The organism is Shewanella sp. KT0246 (assembly GCF_019654955.1).
Taxonomy (GTDB): domain Bacteria; phylum Pseudomonadota; class Gammaproteobacteria; order Enterobacterales; family Shewanellaceae; genus Shewanella; species Shewanella goraebulensis.
In genome coordinates, this window is record NZ_BPEV01000038.1 from 1 (window position 1) to 22,738 (window position 22,738).

Here is a 22,738-nt window from a genome sequence, read left to right on the forward strand (position 1 = left end):
CGCCGAAGGCGTCTTTTTCTTAAAATAATTGCAGTCGCAATTACTTCTTACCAAGTGCACCAAAGCGCTTGTTGAATTTGTCGATACGACCACCAGTGTCAACAACTTTCTGAGTACCAGTGTAGAATGGGTGACATGCACCACATACGTCTAAATGTAAGTTTTTACCTACAGTAGAGTTTACTTTAATTACGTTACCACAAGTACAAGTTGCAGTTACTTCAGCGTAGTCTGGGTGGATACCTGATTTCATTTGGATTACCTTCAATAGCAGGCCATGTCGCTCTCCCAACCCGAAGTTGAGCACCACATGCGTTCATAACAATAGCGTTAAGGCGCGCAATAGTACAGTATCTGTCCAACTCAAACAAGCAAAAGTTAATTGCCTGCATGTTGTTGCTCTAAACCTTCAAATTTCGCCTTATCATCAATCTTGTTTACATATTGATTTAATTGACTTTGCGAAGGGCACATTAAGATTACATCTTGTCTAATCAAATGGATTTTTTGCTTTGAAAAAGCTTTAGGATTAGCATCATAAATCGCCAACATAGCGCCATAGACATTGGTTTGCCATTGTTTATGATAACGTGAAGCAATGCGCCATAAAGTATCAGAGCGATCACGTTCAATGGTGCAACCCTCATTTACTATTGGAGTTGAGAGTGTTTGAGTGGAGAGTGTTGAAGAAGCGGAACTCGCTGATACTGAACTTGAATTCGGAGTTTTCTCTACTGCTGTGGTTTGCTGTGCTTTACCGCCTGTATTTGGCATTGGTGCCACTTTTTTAGGTTGATTTCGGGTATCGATTTTAACTTCGGTTTTGTCGGTAATTTTAATAAAAGGCGAATCAAATACGGGCAACACCGCATACTGGCGCCAACTATTACCTTTATACTCGCTGACAATTAATTTAGCGTTTGGATCGGTAACATTATCAACACCAATCGCAAATAACATATAGCCGCTGATAGGCTGAACCATCAATTCTTCCATGATTTCTTTCGAACCATTAGTTTGGCGAAGGTGGAAGCTAATTCGAGAAAAGTCGTTTTTACCGGCCACAATGTTCAGTTTAATCTTGGGGTGCTGCCCAACATCAAACTGACGACTGTTAATACTGATATGACTCAGTGCAGCTTGTGCCACAAATGAAAATAAAAAAAGTGATAGTGCCAATACAGCTCTGTTGATTATTCCTTTTGACATCAATTTTCTCTTATCCTATTTCTTTATGTTCTGGCTCTAGTAAACTAGGCCTTCTCAATTCTTAATGATGATGAATTATGCCTGTGTTTGTTGAGGTTGCTCTGCCCGTTCCTATGCGGCAAACCTTTAGTTACCAAGTTCCTGAATCCAACGTATCACAAATACAGCTTGGGTTGCGGGTAAAAGTTCCTTTTGGTAGACAACAACTTGTAGGCTTAATCACAGCGATAAAAAATGAATGTGACGTTCCAGCTAATAAAATAAAACCATTTTCAGAACTGCTGGACACCAAGCCGCTATTACCTGACTCACTTTACAAACTCACCTTGTGGGCTGCGCGCTATTACTTTGCCAGTCAAGGGCAAATGCTCAGTCAAGCACTGCCCATAGCTCTGCGTAAAGGTCTCAGTGCACAACCACAAACCGTGACATTTTTTGCCTTAAATGATGCCGGTAAACAAGTGGATATCAGTGTCCTTAAGCGCGCTCCTGCGCAAAAAAAATTATTCGAGCTATTACAACAGTCTTCAATCAGCCAAGATGACTTTACTACCCAAGAGCTTAGCAAGGTTGCCCTTAAAGCTCTTGAAGACAAAGGCTGGATCGATCGCCAGCTCGTTGTAAATGACACAGACTTAAGTTGGCGTGAACAACTTAATATGACTGAAACGCCATTAAAGCTCAATAAGCAACAAGCAGTTGCTGTTTCGGTGTTAAATCAACAACAAGGCTTTCATTGCAGTTTACTTGAAGGTATCACTGGCTCAGGTAAAACAGAAGTCTATTTGTCGATTTTAGAAACGATATTAAAGCAAGGCAAACAGGCGCTGATTTTAGTGCCTGAAATCGGCTTAACGCCGCAAACCATTAACCGCTTCAAACGCCGTTTCGATGTCAATATTGCTGTCATTCACTCAGCACTTACCGACAACCAAAGGTTAGAGGCATGGCGACAAGCAAGGTGCGGTGAAGCAGCGATCATCATTGGTACGCGCTCGGCATTATTTACCCCCATGGCTTATCCTGGGCTCATCATTCTTGATGAAGAACACGACAGCAGTTTTAAGCAGCAAGAAGGGGTGCGTTATCACGCCCGCGATCTTGCAGTGATGCGCGGACACTTAGAGAAGGTGCAAGTCATTTTAGGTTCGGCAACCCCATCGCTAGAAACCTTGCAAAATGCCATTTCAGGTCGTTACACTCACCTTGAACTTGCTGAACGAGCTGGCGCGGCTCAAAAAGTAAAACAAGGCATTATCGATATCCGCTCCCAGCCGTTAAAGTCCGGTATGTCTGCCTCGATGATTAATGAGATGCGCATGCACCTTGATGCGGGTAATCAGGTACTGTTATTTCTAAATCGCCGTGGTTTTTCGCCCGCGCTGTTATGCCATGAATGCGGCCATTTACATGAGTGCGATCGCTGCGATGCATTCTTTACCGTGCATCAAGGTTTGAATGAAATCTGTTGCCACCATTGTGGTAATCAGTATGCGATTCCGCATCAGTGTCATGAATGTGGCAGCACCATGTTAATGGGGCACGGAACTGGCACAGAGCAGCTTGCCCAAGCGCTTGAACAAGAGTTTCCACAATATCCTGTGGTGCGAATCGATCGCGACACCACACGTAAAAAAGGTTCACTGGAAAAACAGCTCAATAGTATTTTAAAAGGCGAATTTAAAATTTTGGTGGGCACCCAAATGCTAGCTAAAGGGCATCATTTTCCTGACGTCACCTTAGTAGGTTTAATGGATGTTGATGGCGCATTGTTTAGTGCCGATTTTAGAGCCCCAGAGCGCTTTGCTCAGCTTTATACCCAAGTATCTGGCCGTGCTGGTCGTGCTGACAAGCCCGGAAAAGTGCTACTGCAGACTCACCAAAGTGAAAACCCAATACTGCATGACTTATTAAAAAATGGTTATGGCAAATTTGCGCGCGCCCAACTTGAAGAGCGCCAACAAGCTTTACTGCCACCCGCATGGCATATGGTGTTATTACGAGCTGACGCCCACTTAGCAGAAGATGCGGATAACTTCTTACAGCAAGTGGCTAACTTATTACCCCAAGATAAAGATTTTGAAGTGATTGGCCCCATGCCTGCACCACTTGACCGTAAAGCAGGTAAATACCGCCGCCAGTTATTATTCCAAGCTAAAAACCGTCAACGTCTGCAACATGAATTTGAACAAATTTTACCGCAAATAGAAGCGCTCAATGAAAGCAAACGTTGTCGTTGGAGCATCGATAGAGACCCCCAAGATCTGATGTAATGCTATTGCAGCATATGAGGTTTATGCTGCGATTTATTTCAAATCAAAAAAATCTTGATTAATTGAGCTGTCGAGATAGCATTTGCATAGCAATAGCGGCTAAAATAGACGGTTACCCCATTCTTTTACTTTAAGTCAGTGCTAATTAACGCCCATGAAATCACATATTGCATCTTTACTAGAACAAACCGTCGACTCTTTTAAGCAACAAGGCATTGTCCCAGCTGATTTTCAGGCGCGAATTCAGGTGGAGCGAACTAAAGATAAAAGCCATGGTGATCTTGCGACTAACTTAGCCATGATGCTGACTAAAGTGGCTAAAAAGAATCCTCGTGATATTGCCCAGTTGATCATAGATAATCTACCAGCTTCTAGCCATGTTGCTAAAGTTGAGATTGCAGGCCCTGGTTTCATCAACTTTTTTATTGATGAAAACGCCCTAGCAAACCAATTACAAGATGCATTAAACGACGACCACTTAGGTGTCACGTTACCGGCTAAGCAAACCATCGTTGTTGATTACTCTTCTCCAAATCTTGCAAAAGAAATGCATGTGGGTCACTTACGCTCAACCATTATTGGTGACAGTGTGGTCCGCGCACTTGAATTTTTAGGTCATGACGTTATCCGTCAAAACCATGTTGGCGATTGGGGCACCCAGTTCGGCATGTTACTGGCTTATATGGAAGAGCTACGAGCAGCAAATGGCGAAAAAGCAGACCTTGAATTATCAGATTTAGAAACCTTCTACCGCGCCGCTAAAGTTCGCTTTGATGAATCAGAAGAGTTCGCTACTCGTGCACGTAACTTAGTGGTATCACTGCAATCTGGTGACGAGTACTGCAATAAGTTATGGCAAGAATTTAACGATATTTCGCTGCATCACTGTCATGACGTTTATGAGCGTTTAGGTGTGAGTTTAACTCGCGCTGACGTCCACGGCGAAAGCGCTTATAACGCTGACTTAGCACAGGTAGTTAAAGATTTAGATGCTAAAGGGTTATTAAGCGAAAGTAATGGCGCTAAAGTGGTTTTCCAAGAGGAGTTCCGCACTAAAGAAGGCGAGCCATTACCAGTTATTATTCAAAAAGCAGATGGTGGCTACTTATATGCCACCTCTGATTTAGCGGCCATGCGTTACCGCTCAAACGTACTTAAAGCTGACCGCGCTTTATACTTCGTGGATTTACGCCAAGCACTGCACTTCCAGCAAGTATTTAGTCTTGCCAAAACAGCAGGCTTTGTTCGTGAAGAGTTATCGCTAGAGCACACAGGTTTTGGCACCATGAACGGCCCTGATGGTCGTCCATTTAAAACCCGTAGCGGCGGCGTCGTTAAGCTGGTTGATTTACTTGATGAAGCAAATACCCGTGCAATTGAGTTAGTGCGCAGCAAAAACCCAGACATGGATGAAGCGACCTTAATTGAAATTGCCCGTGTTGTTGGTATTAGCTCAGTTAAATATGCTGACTTATCAAAAAACCGCAGCAGTGATTACATCTTTAGCTTTGAGCAAATGCTGAGCTTTGAAGGTAATACCGCGCCTTATTTATTATACGCCTACACCCGTATAGCCGGTATTTTCAAACGTGCTGAAGATGTCGATTTAAGCCAAGCTAAAATCGTCCTTGAGCACGATAAAGAAAAAGAGCTCGGCACTAAGCTTGCTCAGTTTGGTGAAGTCTTAACCCGTATGACTGAAAAAGGCTTACCACATGTCATGTGTGCTTATGTTTATGAGCTAGCGAGTGAATTCTCAAGCTTTTACGAAGCATGTCCTGTACTTGCCGCTGAAACAGAAGAGCAAAAGCAGAGCCGCCTATTGTTATCGCATCTAACCGCTAAGACACTGAAAACAGGTTTGTCTCTGTTAGGTATCGAAACATTAGAGCGTATGTAACATGAGCCGAGATTACGCTAACAAAAAGCCTAGTCCAAAGAAGCGTCAGCCAGCGAGAGGCAAAAAGGCACAACCTAAGCCTGCGAGCCGCTATTTGTCTACGTTTGTGATAATTCTACTGGTTGCAGGTTTTGGCTATTTCTTATGGTTTATCAGTGGCAGCTCAGAAGATGCGGTTGAGCAATCAACGCCCGCAGTAAAAACTGAAACTAAGCCAAAAGCGCAACCTGTTAAGAAAGATCCCAATGCTCTTCCGCCAAAACCAACGGAAGAGTGGACTTACTTAGAGGAATTAGAAAACAAAAGCATTGATGTTGATGTGCCAGAAGACGCATTAAAGTCTCAAGGCCCTTATCAAATGCAATGTGCTTCGTTCAGAAGACAAGATCAGGCTGAAGAAATGAAAGCCCTGATTGCTTTTCAGGGACTTGAAGCGCAAGTTAGAGCAACCAAAGGCTCAACTGGCACTTGGCATAAAGTGATATTAGGCCCATTTGAGTCTAAACGCGCCGCCGAGCGTACTCGTCACAAACTGCAACGCGCAGGAGTGAATGGTTGCCAAATTTGGCTGTGGCAATATTAATTATTATTTAGATAATGGCTAATTAAGCATTGTTTGCTATAAAAAGGCGCTTACTCTCAGTAAGCGCCTTTTTTGTCCCTTGAATTCCTAGCAAGCATCCCCATATCTGTTTTATCAACAAGCAGCAGCCTCATTTTTACTGCTGCCGTCGTTAAGAGGATTTACCGTGACTACTATCGTATCCGTTCGCCGCAATAATCAAGTTGTCATCGCAGGTGATGGCCAAGTTTCCCTCGGCAATACCGTCATGAAAGGCAATGCGCGTAAAGTGCGTCGCCTATACCAAAACAAAGTGATCGCCGGTTTCGCTGGCGGCACTGCAGATGCATTTACTCTTTTTGAGCGCTTCGAAACTAAGCTCGAAATGCATCAAGGCCACTTATTAAAATCTGCTGTAGAGCTTGCTAAAGATTGGCGCACCGACAAAATGCTCCGTAACCTAGAAGCCATGCTCATTGTTGCTGATACCAAAGAATCATTAATCATCACAGGTAACGGTGATGTGGTTCAACCAGAGCATGACCTAATTGCTATTGGGTCAGGCGGCAATTTTGCCCATGCTTCGGCATTAGCACTACTGCAAAATACTGATTTAAGCGCTCGTGACATAGCTGAAAAATCGCTAACTATCGCCGGTGATATTTGCGTATACACCAACCAACATAAAACGGTTGAGCAAATCGACTACTAAATTAGAACGTAAGGAATTATTTATGTCTGAAATGACCCCTCGCGAGATTGTCCACGAACTAGACTCGCACATCATTGGTCAAAAAAATGCTAAACGTTCTGTGGCAGTTGCGCTTCGTAACCGCTGGCGCCGTATGCAACTTGAACCATCATTTCGTCAAGAAGTGACGCCAAAGAATATCTTAATGATTGGCCCAACAGGTGTAGGTAAAACTGAAATTGCCCGCCGTTTAGCCAAGCTAGCGAATGCGCCATTCATTAAAGTTGAAGCAACTAAGTTCACTGAAGTGGGTTATGTAGGTAAAGAAGTTGAGCAAATCATTCGTGATTTAACTGACTCAGCTATCAAAATGACTCGTGAACAGCAAATGAAAAAAGGCCGTCATCGTGCTGAAGAATTAGCTGAAGAACGTATTCTTGATGTGTTATTGCCTAAGCCAAAAGATGATTGGAACACTGAGCAAAAAGACGACTCAAATACCCGTCAAATTTTCCGTAAAAAACTACGTGAAGGTCAGCTTGATGATAAAGAAATCGATATCGATTTAGCGGCACCACAAGTTAGTGCTGAAATCATGGCCCCACCAGGCATGGAAGAAATGACTAACCAGCTTCAAAGCATGTTCCAAAACTTGGGCCAAACCAAAGAGAACCGCAAGAAGGTTAAGATTAAAGAAGCTTTCAAGCTGTTAATTGAAGAAGAAGCTGCCAAGCTAGTCAATCAAGAAGACATGAAAGAACAAGCCATCGATTTGGTTGAACAAAACGGTATTGTGTTTTTAGATGAAATCGACAAAATTTGTAAGCGCGGCGAAAGCTCTGGCCCTGATGTATCTCGCGAAGGCGTGCAACGTGACTTACTGCCGTTAATTGAAGGTTGTACAGTAACGACTAAACACGGCATGGTTAAAACCGACCATATCTTGTTTATTGCTTCAGGTGCGTTCCAGATGTCAAAACCATCTGATTTAATCCCTGAACTCCAAGGCCGCTTACCAATTCGTGTAGAGCTTAGCGCATTAAGTGCTGATGACTTTAAACGCATCTTAACTGAGCCGCATGCATCATTAACCGAGCAATATATTGCGTTAATGGGCACAGAAGGCGTTAAAATTGAGTTTGCCGAATCTGGTATTGAAAAGATTGCTCAAGCTGCTTGGCAGGTCAACGAGACCACAGAAAACATCGGTGCCCGTCGTCTACATACTGTGATGGAAAAGCTGATGGAAGAGATTTCATATGATGCTTCTGAAAAATCTGGTAGTACATTTGTAATTGACGAAGCTTACGTAACAGATCATCTTGATACCTTGGTAGAAGATGAAGACTTAAGCCGCTTTATTCTGTAATTGCGCGAGTGATATTTGCCAATTGTGACTTATCACTAATTTAGTCATCCTGTTTTTAGTTAACATTAGCTAATATATGGAATGACTGCTTTAAGAGGTGGTGAACTCATTGAGTGACCACCTTTTTTATTATTATCGTTTTATCATTTTTGCTATTCATTGTTAAACTAACAGCATTGTAATAAGAGAGTATCCGTTATGAGTTCACCTAATGTGACTAACCTTAAATTAAAGCGTAAATCGAAGTTACTTGAAGTCACTTTTGATAACGGCGACGTCTTTAATATCACTTGTGAAATGCTGCGCGTTAACTCTCCCTCTGCTGAAGTGCAGCGTCATGGTAATCCAATCTTAGTTACTCACAAAAAAGCAGTTAATATTAAAGCGATTGAACCAGTAGGTAACTATGCAGTAAAAATCATTTTTGATGATGGCCATGACACAGGTTTGTTCTCATGGAAATTGTTACATGAATTTGGCACCCATCAAGTCGAAATTTGGGAAAGGTACTTAGCCCGTTTACGTGCTGAAAAAGGCTCTCGCGAACCATTGATTGATATGAACATCAAATACTCTTAAGTTTAAAAACGCTGTATATAAGTGTGTAAGTCTTATTTCGTTCAATACTTGATTTAGGGCTTACGCGTTCCTCCGCCAAACTTATCTGCTGCACTTATCAACAGTACTTAACTGCAAGCTATACCTCTTTCACTACTATGCTTATTTTCACCACAAAGCCACTTTGCTACGCTTAAAGCAATTCTCTTCTTGTCTATATTCAAGCCCAAAATTAACGCTAAGCCTTAATCAATACAGTACCATTTAAATAACCTAACCTTAGGCGAATAGTACGACTTGATAGCAAGAATAAAACCTTTAACAACATCAGTATAACGACTTTATACTCAAGCTGAATGCTTGCTGAACCAAACTGAGTTTGGGCACTATTCATTAGGCTGCTATGAAATAATGTTGATTCACTTTATACATAAGTCAGACTATGCATTTATCATTTATTATCCTGAGCTTTTTATGCGTTTCTAGCATGGATGCTAAAGCCAATTCCCTTCCCACTCAGCCTACCGCTGAGGGTAAATCTTTTATGGTTAGCGCCACTAATCCATACGTATCTAAAACGGGTTATCAAGTCCTTGAACAACAAGGTAATGCCATTGATGCCATGGTTGCAATGCAAATGGTCATGACAGTAGTAGAGCCTGATATGACTGGTTTAGGTGGTGGTACATTTGCACTGTATTTTGATAACCAAGCAAAAAAATTTCATGCCTTTGATGGTCGTGAAACCGCACCTGCCAGTGCTTATGCCGATATGTTTATGTCCCCAAATGGCACGATCGATAATAGTGAGGTTTTAGGTCCTCGCTCAGTGGCGATCCCCGGAACCCTAAAATTGCTTTATCAAGTGCATCAACAGCAAGGAAAACTGCCTTGGAACGAGCTGATACAGCCTGCCATTGAGCTAGCGACCCATGGCTACGCCATGAACAGTTATACCTATGATATTGTCGTCAGGGAACAAATCCGCTTACAGCAAGACCCTGAGATAAAATCACTATACTGGCAAGCAGGAGTCATTAAACCAGCTGGCAGTTTAATGAAGAACCAAGCACTCGCTCGTACCTTGAAAAAAATTGCTAAGCACGGCGATGACTACATGTATCAAGGTGAGTTAGGCCAAAAAATTGTAACAACGGTCAATCAACGACTTGATAATAATCAACCAAAGCTGTCGATAGATGACTTTAAAAAATATCAAATCAAGCACCGTGACATTGTGAAGTCCCAATATAACGGCAATCAAATCGTTTCATTTGGCTACCCTTCTTCTGGTGGCACCATGGTGGCACAAACTCTTGAGTTACTTGAGCCTTACCAGCTTGCAAAAATGAAGCCCACTGACGCTGAACCATGGCGATTAATGACCGAAGCAATGCGTATTACTCAAGCGGACCGTATTGCTTACTCCGGCGACCCAGACTATGTCGATATCCCTAGTCAGGAGTTACTTGATAAAACTTACTTAGACAACCGTAGAAAGCTTATGCCTAAAATGGGTGTCATGGTTGAGCAACCCTCAGCAGGCAAATTAACCGCTGTTACTCCTCCTAATGACAACTCATTAGAAGGGCAAGATACCGGCCATATTTCAATTGTCGATAGTCAAGGCAATGCGATTGCAATGACCAGTACAGTTGGAACAGGAATGGGATCGGGTGTCATGGTTGATGGCATGATACTTAACGCACAAATGGATAACTTTACCCATAACCCTAAAGTCGATGGAAAGTCGGCTCAAAATGCGATTGCACCAGGAAAAAGACCACGTTCAGCTACCACACCATTAATGGTGCTAGATAACCAAGAACAACTCCGAGTAGTGATTGGCTCACCGGGTAGCGGTCAAATTCCTGGATACGTTTTAAAATCACTAGTGGGGATCCTTGACTGGAATTTATCAGCCCAAGACGCTATCGATTTACCTAACATCCAATACGGCACCAAAGTCGACCGCACTAAATCACAATACTCAACAGGTTTACTCGTAGAAAAGAAAACCTTTGCAGAAATGCTTGTGCCAGAATTTATCGACTACGGTTACCCTGTTCATGTATTACCAATGGCCAGTGGACTTAATGCCATTGAAATTAGAAATGGCCAAATTATCGGTGCAAGTGATCGCCGAAGAGCATCGACTGCCATGGGTAAATAAAACCATTAAGTCACTCTGCCAATAAACCTTTAATCTTTCTCTAAATATGTAAATTATCCTTATATTACCTATTCCTTATTGAACACCAAGTCAGTCAGTGCTAAATTATAAATGATACAACATATCATTTATAATTTAGCAAATTAATCACTTGAGTATCAACATGAATAAACCTTCACAGATAATATTAGACCGACTCGCAATTTCAGCCTCTGTGTTGTGTGCTCTTCACTGTATTGCAGGTCCTCTTTTGCTAATACTGTTTCCGACAATGTTGGCACTCCCTGTAGGCGACCACTTTTATCATATGCTCATGGTATGGTTTATTATCCCAACTAGCAGTATTGCAGTATTTCTCGGCTGTAAAAAACATAAAGATCCAACAGTATTAGGGTTAGCTTTGATAGGAATGGCTGTACTTGCTGTCGCGGCAATCTATGGACATGACTTATTCGGTGAAACGGGTGAAAAACTGGCAACTGTATTCGCCACTATGATTCTAGCCTCAGCCCACTGGCGTAATTACTCTCTTTGTCGCAAAGACAAATGTGAACATGAACATGATTAAAGGTAGCTATTGGGCTTGAGTAACTATTTACAAACTTTTTTTAATTAATATCTTAGCCCTTATATCCGGTTTCGTTAACCACAATAGATTGCAGGAAAACGCTTTGCGCTAAATAAGCCCCGAAATATGCTAACTACACATATATGACTATTACTTATTGAATACCAAACATGCCAATGGTAGATTACCCGCCCTTAAATGATACAACATATCATTAAAGGGCCGCACATTTATCACTTGAGTATAAAAATGAACAAACCCGCGCAATTATTATTAGATCGCCTCGCTATTTCAGCTTCTGGGCTATGTGTACTTCATTGTCTTGCGGGGCCGATATTATTAGTCCTTTTCCCGGCAATGTCTTCACTTTCAGTAAGTGATCATTTTTATCACATACTCATGCTTTGGTTTATCATCCCAACAAGCAGTATTGCAATGTTTCTCGGCTTTAGCCGACACAAAGACCCTGTTGTATTAGGGTTAGCTTTTGTAGGAATGGGAGTACTTACTGTAGCCGCTATTTATGGACATGACTGGATTGGTCATACCGGAGAAAAACTGGCAACGCTCGCTGCTACCTTCATTTTAGCCTCAGCACACTGGCGTAATTACTCTCTTTGTCGTAACGACACATGCGAACACTAAATAATTAGAAGCCACTATTTAGTGTTGCGGAACTATTTCCAAACTGTGTTTGGACTTGGATTATGGTACTTCAGCCAGCTCCTTACCTTAATCCAAACGAAATTTAGAACAATAACAAGCATCATTAAACAACAAAGCCCAGACACAAAAATGCCAGCTAATTAGCTGGCATTTTTCAGTTTACGCTTTTAAAACGTAACCATCTTATCAAAGATTAAACTGCAGCTTGAAAAATCACGCTGTCAGCTTTCTTAGTGTAAGACTCAATCTCATCGAAGTTCAAGTAACGGTATGTGTCAGCTGCTGTTGCATCTAACTCTTTCGCGTATTCTTGGTACTCTGCAGGAGATGGTAAACGACCTAATAATGCAGCTACAGCCGCTAACTCAGCAGAAGCTAAGTAAACGTTTGCGCCTGTACCTAAACGGTTAGGGAAGTTACGTGTCGACGTTGAAACGACTGTTGAGTTCTCAGCAACACGTGCTTGGTTACCCATACACAGTGAACAACCCGGGATCTCGATACGTGCACCAACACGACCAAAGATGGCGTAATAGCCTTCTTCTGTCAGCTGATCTTTATCCATCTTCGTTGGTGGAGCAATCCACAAACGAGTAGGTAAAGTCGTAGCAAACTTATCAAGCATCTTACCAGTTGCACGGAAGTGACCGATGTTAGTCATACAAGAACCAACGAAGACTTCGTCAATTTTAGTATCAACAACTGATGATAATAAAACAGCATCATCAGGATCATTCGGTGCACAAAGAATTGGCTCTTTGATGTCAGCTAAATCAATTTCGATAACTTCTGCGTATTCAGCATCGCTATCAGCATCCATAAGATCTGGATTAGCAATCCACTCTTCCATGCCTTTAATACGACGTTCAATCGTACGACGATCGCCATAACCTTCAGAGATCATCCACTTCAACATCACGATGTTAGACGTTAGGTATTCAATGATTGGCTCTTTATCTAGCTTAATCGTACAACCTGCAGCACTACGCTCAGCTGATGCATCAGATAATTCGAATGCCTGCTCAACTTTTAGTTGCTCAAGACCTTCAATTTCTAGTACACGGCCAGAGAATGCATTGATTTTGCCTTTCTTCTCAACCGTTAGTAAACCCATTTCGATAGCTTTTAATGGGATTGAATGAACAAGGTCACGTAACGTGATACCTGGCTGCATTTCACCTTTAAAGCGAACTAAAATAGACTCTGGCATATCAAGAGGCATAACACCTGTTGCTGCTGCGAATGCAACTAAGCCAGAACCCGCTGGGAATGAAATACCGATTGGGAAACGCGTATGTGAATCACCACCAGTACCAACAGTATCAGGAAGTAACATACGGTTTAACCAAGAGTGAATAACCCCGTCACCTGGACGAAGTGCAACACCGCCACGATTCATGATGAAGTCAGGCAATGTTTGATGCGTGTTCACATCAATTGGCTTTGGATATGCCGCTGTGTGACAGAAAGACTGCATAGTTAAATCGGCACTAAAGCCTAAACATGCTAAATCTTTAAGTTCATCACGAGTCATAGGCCCTGTAGTATCTTGCGATCCTACAGAGGTCATCTTAGGCTCACAATATTGGCCAGGACGAACACCCGTTACGCCACAAGCTTTACCGACCATTTTCTGCGCAAGAGTATAACCCTTGTTAGATGCTGCAACGTCTTGTGGACGAACAAATACATCTGAAACAGCAAGACCTAGTGTTTCACGAGCACGGTCAGTTAGACCACGACCAATGATTAATGGAATACGACCACCAGCACGTACTTCATCAAGCAGTACTTCTGTTTTTAATTCGAAAGTTGAGATGACTTCATCAGTGCCACCGCGCTTAACAACGCCTTCGTATGGGTAGATGTCGATAACATCGCCCATTTCCATTTTACTAACGTCTAGCTCAATGGGTAGTGCGCCAGCATCTTCCATAGTATTGAAGAAGATTGGTGCAATTTTGCCACCTAAACAGAAACCACCAGCACGCTTATTTGGTACATAAGGGATATCATCGCCCATGAACCAAAGTACTGAGTTAGTTGCTGATTTACGCGAAGAACCTGTACCAACAACATCACCCACGTAAACTAACGGGTTACCTTTGGCTTTTAGTGCTTCGATTTCTTTGATTGGGCCCACTGTGCCTGCTACGTCTGGTACGATACCGTCACGCGCATTTTTTAGCATGGCTAAAGCGTGTAATGGGATATCTGGACGTGACCATGCATCTGGTGCAGGTGACAAGTCATCAGTGTTGGTTTCGCCAGATACTTTAAATACTGTTAGCGAAATCTTATCAGCAAGTTTAGGGCGGTTTAGGAACCACTCAGCTTCTGCCCAAGAAGTAACGATTTGCTTAGCAAACTCGTTACCTGCTTGCATTTTTTCTACCACATCGTGGTATGCATCAAACATTAATAAGGTATTTGATAATGCTGTTACTGCGATTGGCGCAAGTGCATCATTATCTAATTGAGCGATAAGCGGCTCAATGTTGTAACCACCTTGCATAGTACCAAGTAGTTCAGTAGCACGCTCAGTAGATAGAATTGGTGACGATACAGAGCCCTTTGCTACTGCATCTAAGAATGCCGCTTTTACGTACGCAGCTTCATCAACACCAGGGGGAATACGATTCTCTAATAGGTCAAGAATTACAGCCTCTTCACCAGCAGGCGGAGTCTCAACTAACTTTACTAATTCAGCCACTTGTTGTGCATCTAATGGCTTAGGGACAACACCCTCTGCAGCACGTTCTGCGACGTGTTTACGATATGCTTCTAGCACGGCAACATTCCTCTTTGTTTTGCGCCTAACAGCGAAACTGAACGTCATTTGATATGAAATTTATAAAAAATGACCATTCCACAGGTTCGGGCTTGAAATCCGACCCGTAGTATACTACAGGTTTGCAAAAGTATGAATTAGATCACACTCTAATGGAGACGAAATCGATGCTAATTTTTAGCTCGCAGCGTAATTTACCTGTCACTTTAAACAAATAAAATTAGACAATAGTTTAAAACAACATAAAAAACGATTAAATTCAACCCATTAAACTATACATAAATTTTAAATCAATCCTAGAAAGCAATTGAATAACTTAGATGATTTTTTGCATTTTTTTTATCTTTTCTGCATAGTCTTTGAACAGTTTTGCACCACAAACCACCCAAAGCGTACTTATTCAACTTTTTTGATTAGCTATTCATTATTAACGATTCACTTTAGTAAGGATTTATTATGAGTTCTACCACTTTAGAAGCGGTCATATTTGATATGGACGGTATTATCATCGACACTGAACCCGCTTGGCAGCAAGCTGAGGTTGAAGTACTCAATCAACTTGGGGTGCCTATTACTGTCGAAGATGCCGAGATCACCACAGGATTAAGAATCGATTTTTTAGTGAGCTATTGGTATCAGCGCCATCCTTGGCCTAATTATGATAATCAGCAAGTTGCGCAACAGATTATTGATAAAGTCATCACCTTTATTGAAACTCAAGGTAAGCCGATGCGTGGAGTGATTAATGCATTAAACCTTTGCCAGCAACAACAGCTAAAAATAGGTTTAGCCACATCGTCATCTTCGGATTTAATTGCAGCGGTAATGGGTAAGTTGGGGATTAAAGATTATTTCATGGCAATTGAATCAGCTGAAAACCTTAAATATGGTAAGCCGCACCCTGAGGTTTACCTTAACTGCGCGGATGCATTAGGAGTGCACCCATCACTTTGCTTGGCGATTGAAGACTCCTTTAACGGCTTAGTTGCCGCAAGAGCCGCATCTATGCAAACAGTGGCAATACCTGCAGAAAACGTAGCAGACCAAGAACGCTGGCAGCATATTGCTCACCAACAAATAGCACATTTAGATTTATTAGGTACCGTTTTGAAATAGCTGATGTCTTCAGTTTTCGTCTATAGTTAAGACATGTCGCTTAACAAGAAAGGCCGTCATTGGTGACGGCCTTTCTTAACGAGCAATAGCTAAAGCAATTAGAAATTCTTACCTACGAACAAATAAAATGCTTGTTCACCGGTATCGGTAAAACCAAACCCTAAGGCTGCAGGCCCCCAACTGGTATCTGTACCTAAGTAAACACTCCCTGCGTAGATAAGATCATCTAAGTCAATATCATCTTTATTAATCCAAACATTACCAGTTTCAAAGCTTGTCCCAAGGTAAAGCGGTACATCGGATAACAATACATCTCTACCTAAATCATATTGATAGATAAGCGCGCCAAATACTTTATGCGCTCCCGCTAATGCGCCTTTGTGATAACCTGACAAGTTTAAAAAGCCACCGAGTTCTGAAACATGCAAAGTAAACTCTCTATCGACATCTACTGTTGCTAAAGCCACCTTACCAACAATCGCATGATTACCCAGTTTTAATGCCCCTTTCCAATCGGCCTCATACTGCAACGATAGCTCATCAGATTTTTCCTCTATAGCACCTTTATAACGTTCGTCTCGAATCGATGCCTTAAAGGTCAGTCTTTGTCCCTCTGTCGGGAAACTAATACTGTTTAACGTATCAAACGAAAATGCAAAATAACCACCTATAGATTCGTAATCTAAATCAATAGAAGATACAGCCCTGTTAGATAAATCCCCTATTTCGCCTACAGCGCCTATTTCTATTAATCCTGCGTGCGAATAGTTGTACCCTATACCAATCTGAACTTGGTTGAGAGTGTTTTTAAGCTCATAAAGTCGGTCGTTGCCATCATAAAAATCCCAATCTTTGATTTCATACTCATAAGATACTCGACTATAAAAATCTTGGTCTCGGCTTAGGGGTTGATAAAACTCTGTACTGATCCTTTTTTCATAGCCTAAGTCTATTTCATTTCGCCATTCCCCACCATTTTCGGTCAGTTCCCCCATGGTATAGGCTAAGCTTAAGGTGATTGCAGAATCTAGGGTAAAGTCATCTTCCCAGTTAAATCCAATATCAAAGTAATTCGGCCCCCAAGATTTGGCTCGAGTGTTTACGGTTAAAACCCGTCCTTCTTCTGTGTCTTCAAATTCAGCATCAACACGCTCAAATTTGTTTAATGAGTAGAGACGCTTAATCCCCTCCTCTAAAGACTCTTTGGTGATCACTTCTCCTTCATCAAGGTCTAAAGTTTCTCGCAATAATTTTTCACTAACCTTTGAGTCATTATCAAAAACAATTTTAGTTGAAGGGCGATTTAATTGATTGACTAGCAAGGTTTTCACTTGTTTCTTATCTGCTTGATACTGCTGGTATTCTTGTTCGCTTACACTTAAATGTACCAGCATAGGTAAGGCAGCCTCACCAGCAATGCGTCCCGCCTCTAATGCTTGCGGCATAATTGCAAAATCTGTCGTGCTCATGCCATCAATAGCTGGACGAATAAGCACATCTCCTTCAGCCAATAAGGTTTTTTGATGTTCGGTGGTGGCCATAGTCAAAATAGTAGAAAGTTGTTCAAGCACAGCGATAGTACTATCCAATTCCTCTTTCGATGCTAACGGAGAACCTATATCAATGGCGATAACAACATCTGCGCCCATCGCTTTAATCACATCAATAGGCATGTTGTTGGAAATCCCACCATCAACCAATAACATGCCATCGATTTCGGCTGGTTGCAGTGCACCTGGAACGGTGGCAGAAGCTTGCATCGCTTTAACGATACTGCCTTTTTCTAATACTACTGCGTGACTCGTTGCAAGGTTTGTTGCTACTGCACGATAAGGAATTGCTAAATCATCAAAATCGCCAAACTGCTCAACTAAATCTGTTGAATAACGAAGCAACTGTGACATTGTCTGACCACGTAATAATCCACTGGGCGCAGTAAGGCCGCCATTTTTATAACCTACATTTATTGGAATATTAAATTTGTCGCGATGCTGTTTATCACGATAGGTAAGATTTTCACGAGGAATGGTATCAGAATACCCTTCAGCCCAAGGCGAGCTGAGCATAATTTCTTCAATTTCTGCCGCTGTGTAGCCTAATGCGTACATACCACCAACATAAGAACCAATACTGGTACCCGTGACATAATCGATAGGAATACGGTGCTGCTCTAATACTTTAAGCACGCCGATATGGGCTGAACCTTTTGCTCCCCCGCCACTTAATACGATACCGACAGAAGGTCGCTCTTTGGCTTGAACAAAACTTGTTACTAAGCTCAGTAAAATCAACAGTGCGATCTTGCGACCCATATATAGCATCCCTATCTTAAAATTATTCTCGGTGCCATTCTAACAAAGAAAAACCAACATTAATAAAACCTTTCAAACCAATAATTAACAACCAAAGCTATGATCAATCATTCTTACCTATATGATTTGATGATAAGCCAATAAAACGATCTAGCTGGTTTCGTGGCATTGGCTTAGCAAAGTAATAGCCTTGGATGATGTAGCAACCACGACTGAATACTTGTTCCATCTGCTCATAGGACTCAATACCTTCAGCGACTACATGTAATTTAAGGTTTCTGGCGAGCTCAATAATACTGCTTACAATGGCTTGGTCAGCTTCATTGGTAGCAATATCAATCAAAAATGAACGATCAATTTTTAAGGTATTGACTTCAAAATTTCGTAAATAAGCTAGAGATGAATATCCGGTACCAAAATCATCAATCGCCACTTCAATGCCCAGTAGTTTGAGCTGAGTTAAGTGAGAGTTAGCAATTTGCATCTCTTTCATCAAAACCCCTTCAGTGATTTCGATGGCCAAACATTTTGGCGGCATCCCCGTATCAGCTAAAATAATTTTTAAACTATCAATAAAATCAGCTTGCCTAAATTGCACTGCTGATACATTGACTGAAAGTTGAAATGGTTCATCATATAACTCATTCCAACGCGCTCCATCCACACATGCTTGCCTGAGTACCCAGCGATCAATATCAATAATCAGTCCACAGGACTCTGCTACTTTGATAAAAATATCAGGGCGAATAAAACCATCTTGTGGGTGCTGCCAACGAATAAGCGCCTCCATGCCAATAAATTTATCGCCTTGTAAAATATCAATTTGTGGCTGATAAAATAGCTCAAGATCATTGTTCTCTAACGCTTTACGAAGTTCTGATTCTATTCTCAGGTGATACTGAGCCTCAGCGTTTCTCTCTGCTGAGTAATATTGAAAATTACCGCGGCCTTCTTCTTTAGCGTGGTACATTGCCAAGTCAGCATTTTTAATCAAGGTTTCTGGATCTAGGGTATCTTCTGGCCAAATACTGATACCAATACTCGTGGAAACAAAGAACTCGCGACCGAACAACCTAAATGGTGCGCAGATTTCCTGCAGTATGGTTTCAGCAACCAAATTGACTTGATCAACATCGTTTGCATTTCTCAGTAAAATAACAAACTCATCGCCGCCAAAACGACATACTAAGTGTTGTTCGCCCACGCTATTTTGCAACCGTTTAGCCGCTTCCACTAGCAAGGCATCGCCCATACTATGGCCGTAGGAGTCATTCACATGCTTAAAACGATCTAAATCTAAAAACAGTAACGCAAGCTTTTCACCAAACTGGTTGGCATTATCGGTGATGTTGGTCAGTTTACGATTGAACATCGAACGATTAGCCAGTCCTGTGAGCACATCATAATTAGCAAGATTTCGTAAATTTAATTCGTTTTCTTTACGGCTGGTAATGTCAGAAAATACCACAACGTAATGCTGCGCATCCCCTTGTTTGTCCAGCATCACCGAAATATTTATCCATACCGGAAAGGACTGATTATGCTCTCTAATAAAAGTGAGTTCGCCATTCCAAGAGCGCTCAGTAACCAACAAATCATCTATATTGTAAGACTGATTACTTGAATGCATGAGTGATTCAAAGGATTGGCCTATGAGCTTGTCTTGCCTGCAATGCAATAAGGTATTAGCCGCGGAATTTACGACTTTGATGCACTTTTCTCTATCAAGGATCAGCATGCCTTCTGAGGTGTTTTCAAACGCTTTTGCTAATAAGTCTATTTCATTTTGTAATTCTCTTTGCTCAGATATTTCAGTATAGATACCTGCAACGCGCTCTAATTGAGACGTTTCTGAATTACGAGAAACCATCCGGCCACGGATCCGGAGCCACCCAACCATACCGGGGGCTCTATGGTAGCGAAACTCTATATCGACAGCATTTTGATTACCTTTTAGCAGCGCTAACCACTGTTGATTAACCGCGTCTTTATCTTCTTCAATAATAGGCAAGTCGGGTAAATAGTAAGAGAACTGTCTACGTTCGCCTAATATCCCAGATTTATTTTCAAAATGAATTTGATTTGATTCGCTATCCCACTCCCATAAATCTGAGTCACTGCCTCGTAATGATTGACGTAACTTATCTTCACTTTCTCTTAGGGCCGAATTAATTCCAATAACACGCTGCACTTGTTTTTGGCGTAACCATACGGATGAAAAAGCGATGAATAAAATAGTAAATAATACAACGGCTTTAAACCATTGCGATGCCCACCAATACTGTTCAACTTCAAATTCGAACTGAAAAGGCTCGTTTGCCCAAACACCATGACGTTGATGGAGTAAATCTAAGGTGTAAACTCCGGCTTTGAGGTCGGCAATGTTGATCTGTGTTTGGCCTACTAGTGAAATATATCGTGGGATTTCAGCTGAACCTTGTGATACTAGACGATATTTAAGGCTCATTGATGCTGTATTGATATAATCAAATGTGGTCATTTGAAAACTGATTAGCTTGGCATCTGGGCGAACTTTATCGAAAGAGCTAGGCAGTAAATTGAGCTCTGTATGGTCTTCATAAAAGACCGATATCGACTCAAGAAAAATATCATCCTCTTCCACACGTTGAGTCAATTTTTCAACATCTATCAACATCGCACCATCAGGGCTTCCTAAATAAAGCCCCAAATTTTCGTCATAAAAAGCAGCAGATTCATTAAACTCTGAGGAAATGAAACCATCATTAGCCGCAAAGACTTCAATTGCCTTAGTCGCTCGGTTTTGACGAATAACGCTCGACGAACACCCCACCACATTGTACTTAGGCAGTTGTTGTATGAAGTAAATCGTCGAACACTCGGCGTTCCACATTTCATTGACTGACACTGCACTATTCGTGGTGGTATTAAATTGGATTAAGCCATCTTGATAGGTACCAAGCCATAAATGTTCTTCATCGATATTAATGATGTTATTAATAGAAATATTACTGAATTGGCTTATTAATATATCGGCAAGAGAATTGAACCTATTATATTGATCAAAATATCCGAAAAACTTTTCTCCTCCCACCCATAGTCGATGCGCTTTATCCCGATACACACTACTGATATTAACTGTACGCTGACTATTATTATCGTCAAATAATGGAATCGAAACGATGTCTTTAAGTTCAGGTTCCCAATAATAAAGGTGATTAAACCCTCCCCACCAAATTCTGCCTTCTAAATAGGGATCTTGATAAGCCGTGAATAAAGCTTCTCCCTTAAGGCCATCACTTAACGAAGCAAATTGATCAAATGGAACTTGTTCATCTGATTGCTTGTTATAGACAAAAACACCGTTAGTTGTAGCAATAGCAATGTGTTCGTCACCTAATTCTGTGATCCCATAAACAGAGTCGCTTGCTTCAAACCCAAAAGGTAAATGCAAACTGGAACTCATATTTTGTTTATCTACAATCAATAATCCGCCATCGCCGCCAAGCCAAACTGTTTCAGGCTCGGCAAAGATGCTCCAAATCATTTCATCTTGTAGGCGGTATTTTGAAGCTTTATTAAAGTAATCAATTAAAAAATCAGGTTTTACTGCTAACAAGGCTAAGCCTTCACCAGAGCCACCAACCCAAATCAAATCATGTGAATCCACTGCGATATAGTCGACGTAATCAATATCGGTATGAAGCTTTAATTGATCTTTATAGGACTCGATGCTGTCATTTGAAGGGTTATATGAGAATAACCCTGATGTGGTGGTCATCCATAACAAGCCTCGACTATCTTCTACAAGTTGATGAATATTAAAAGGCACTGTTGATATAGGTTCGAGCGAGTTATTGGCAATATCAGCCTTAAAAAGCCCTTTACTGGTATATACCCAAACATTGCCGAATGAATCAACGTAAGTTCCTCGAATTGAAATATCATCTCCCCAATCGAGTTGCTTGATCAATTCACCTTGGTAATCTCTTACTTCAATTTGATAACGAGAAGAATAGATAAGTTTGTTGTCAGCGAGTTGACCAACGCTATTCCAAATTAGCCTATCGTCGAGTTTATATTGATGAATTAATTTGAGTTGTAAGCTGCTTGCATCAAGCTCAAACATGCCTCCAGATAAGGTCAATAATGCTAAGTTGCCATTATTCAATTGAGTATATGCATTGATATAGTCATCTAAAAAAGTATCTGTTGGACCGAGTAAATCTGAAAATTGATTGTTTTCTATATCGTAGAGGACAAGCGAGGTAAGCGTACCTATGAGTAAGTGCGTTTTATCAACTTTAACGAGGAAGTTAATGTTTTCATCGGTTAATGCATTAGCTGTATCAGGTTGGTCAATTCGGCGAATGACCGAACTACTCACTCTAAAAAGTCCTTGTTCAGTCCCTAGCCAAACATAACCATAGTCATCAAACTCAATATCATTGATGGTGTAATTAGCTAAGCCATCTTGAACATTGAACAAACGCTGAACCACATTAACAGCATAAGCTTGAGTGCAAAAAATGATTGTCAGGCATAAGACTGTAAAAAACCGTAGAACGCTT

Annotated in this window: 15 protein-coding genes; 10 read left to right on the forward strand and 5 right to left on the reverse strand. The window is 41.4% G+C overall.

Annotated elements, in window-relative coordinates; all coding sequences use genetic code 11:
- Nucleotides 1-40: 40 nt before the first annotated feature.
- Both rpmE and K5Q58_RS16725 read right to left on the reverse strand, forming a co-directional pair.
- Complete coding sequence (rpmE, locus tag K5Q58_RS16720) at nt 41-253, reverse strand: 50S ribosomal protein L31 (RefSeq protein ID WP_102527427.1); 213 nt, start codon at nt 251-253, stop codon at nt 41-43.
- A gap of 125 nt (nt 254-378) precedes the next feature.
- Nucleotides 379-1,209 carry a FimV/HubP family polar landmark protein gene (locus K5Q58_RS16725; RefSeq protein ID WP_220755036.1) on the reverse strand — a complete coding sequence of 277 codons (831 nt, stop codon included), beginning with the start codon at nt 1,207-1,209 and terminating at the stop codon, nt 379-381.
- Nucleotides 1,210-1,286: 77 nt separating this feature from the next.
- Between K5Q58_RS16725 and priA the strand changes: the two genes are divergently transcribed.
- The 9 genes from priA to K5Q58_RS16770 all read left to right on the forward strand — a co-directional run bounded on the left by priA (nt 1,287) and on the right by K5Q58_RS16770 (nt 11,948).
- Nucleotides 1,287-3,482, forward strand: coding sequence for a primosomal protein N' (gene priA, locus K5Q58_RS16730; protein WP_220755037.1), 2,196 nt, complete (start codon nt 1,287-1,289; stop codon nt 3,480-3,482).
- A gap of 154 nt (nt 3,483-3,636) precedes the next feature.
- Entirely contained in the window at nt 3,637-5,382 is a 1,746-nt protein-coding gene (argS, locus tag K5Q58_RS16735) for an arginine--tRNA ligase (RefSeq protein WP_220755038.1), read from the forward strand.
- Between the two features lies 1 nt (nt 5,383).
- Nucleotides 5,384-5,965, forward strand: a complete 582-nt coding sequence (locus tag K5Q58_RS16740) for an SPOR domain-containing protein (RefSeq protein WP_220755039.1) — start codon at nt 5,384-5,386, stop codon at nt 5,963-5,965.
- A gap of 166 nt (nt 5,966-6,131) precedes the next feature.
- Nucleotides 6,132-6,656, forward strand: a complete 525-nt coding sequence (gene hslV, locus K5Q58_RS16745) for an ATP-dependent protease subunit HslV (RefSeq protein WP_220755040.1) — start codon at nt 6,132-6,134, stop codon at nt 6,654-6,656.
- 22 nt (nt 6,657-6,678) lie between these two features.
- Nucleotides 6,679-8,004 (forward strand): ATP-dependent protease ATPase subunit HslU, encoded by a 1,326-nt coding sequence (gene hslU / locus K5Q58_RS16750; protein WP_220755041.1) that lies wholly within the window; start codon nt 6,679-6,681, stop codon nt 8,002-8,004.
- Between the two features lie 198 nt (nt 8,005-8,202).
- Nucleotides 8,203-8,583 carry a gamma-butyrobetaine hydroxylase-like domain-containing protein gene (locus K5Q58_RS16755; RefSeq protein WP_220755042.1) on the forward strand — a complete coding sequence of 127 codons (381 nt, stop codon included), beginning with the start codon at nt 8,203-8,205 and terminating at the stop codon, nt 8,581-8,583.
- Nucleotides 8,584-9,004: 421 nt separating this feature from the next.
- Nucleotides 9,005-10,735 carry a gamma-glutamyltransferase gene (gene ggt, locus K5Q58_RS16760; protein ID WP_220755043.1) on the forward strand — a complete coding sequence of 577 codons (1,731 nt, stop codon included), beginning with the start codon at nt 9,005-9,007 and terminating at the stop codon, nt 10,733-10,735.
- A 163-nt stretch (nt 10,736-10,898) separates the two neighbouring features.
- The gene (locus K5Q58_RS16765) at nt 10,899-11,303 is read left to right on the forward strand and encodes a MerC domain-containing protein (RefSeq protein WP_220755044.1); all 405 of its coding nucleotides are present in this window, start codon (nt 10,899-10,901) and stop codon (nt 11,301-11,303) included.
- A 249-nt stretch (nt 11,304-11,552) separates the two neighbouring features.
- Nucleotides 11,553-11,948 (forward strand): MerC domain-containing protein, encoded by a 396-nt coding sequence (locus K5Q58_RS16770; protein WP_220755045.1) that lies wholly within the window; start codon nt 11,553-11,555, stop codon nt 11,946-11,948.
- Between the two features lie 214 nt (nt 11,949-12,162).
- Here K5Q58_RS16770 and acnB read toward each other — a convergent pair whose 3' ends face one another.
- Nucleotides 12,163-14,760, reverse strand: coding sequence for a bifunctional aconitate hydratase 2/2-methylisocitrate dehydratase (gene acnB / locus K5Q58_RS16775; RefSeq protein WP_220755046.1), 2,598 nt, complete (start codon nt 14,758-14,760; stop codon nt 12,163-12,165).
- A gap of 456 nt (nt 14,761-15,216) precedes the next feature.
- On the opposite strand from acnB, the gene hxpB reads away from it, so the two are divergent.
- Complete coding sequence (gene hxpB / locus K5Q58_RS16780; RefSeq protein ID WP_220755047.1) at nt 15,217-15,876, forward strand: hexitol phosphatase HxpB; 660 nt, start codon at nt 15,217-15,219, stop codon at nt 15,874-15,876.
- A 98-nt stretch (nt 15,877-15,974) separates the two neighbouring features.
- Here hxpB and K5Q58_RS16785 read toward each other — a convergent pair whose 3' ends face one another.
- Both K5Q58_RS16785 and K5Q58_RS16790 read right to left on the reverse strand, forming a co-directional pair.
- On the reverse strand, nt 15,975-18,188 hold the full coding sequence (locus K5Q58_RS16785) for a patatin-like phospholipase family protein (RefSeq protein WP_220755048.1): 2,214 nt from the start codon (nt 18,186-18,188) through the stop codon (nt 15,975-15,977).
- Nucleotides 18,189-18,291: 103 nt separating this feature from the next.
- Complete coding sequence (locus K5Q58_RS16790) at nt 18,292-22,656, reverse strand: EAL domain-containing protein (RefSeq protein WP_259651375.1); 4,365 nt, start codon at nt 22,654-22,656, stop codon at nt 18,292-18,294.
- Nucleotides 22,657-22,738 lie beyond the last annotated feature (82 nt).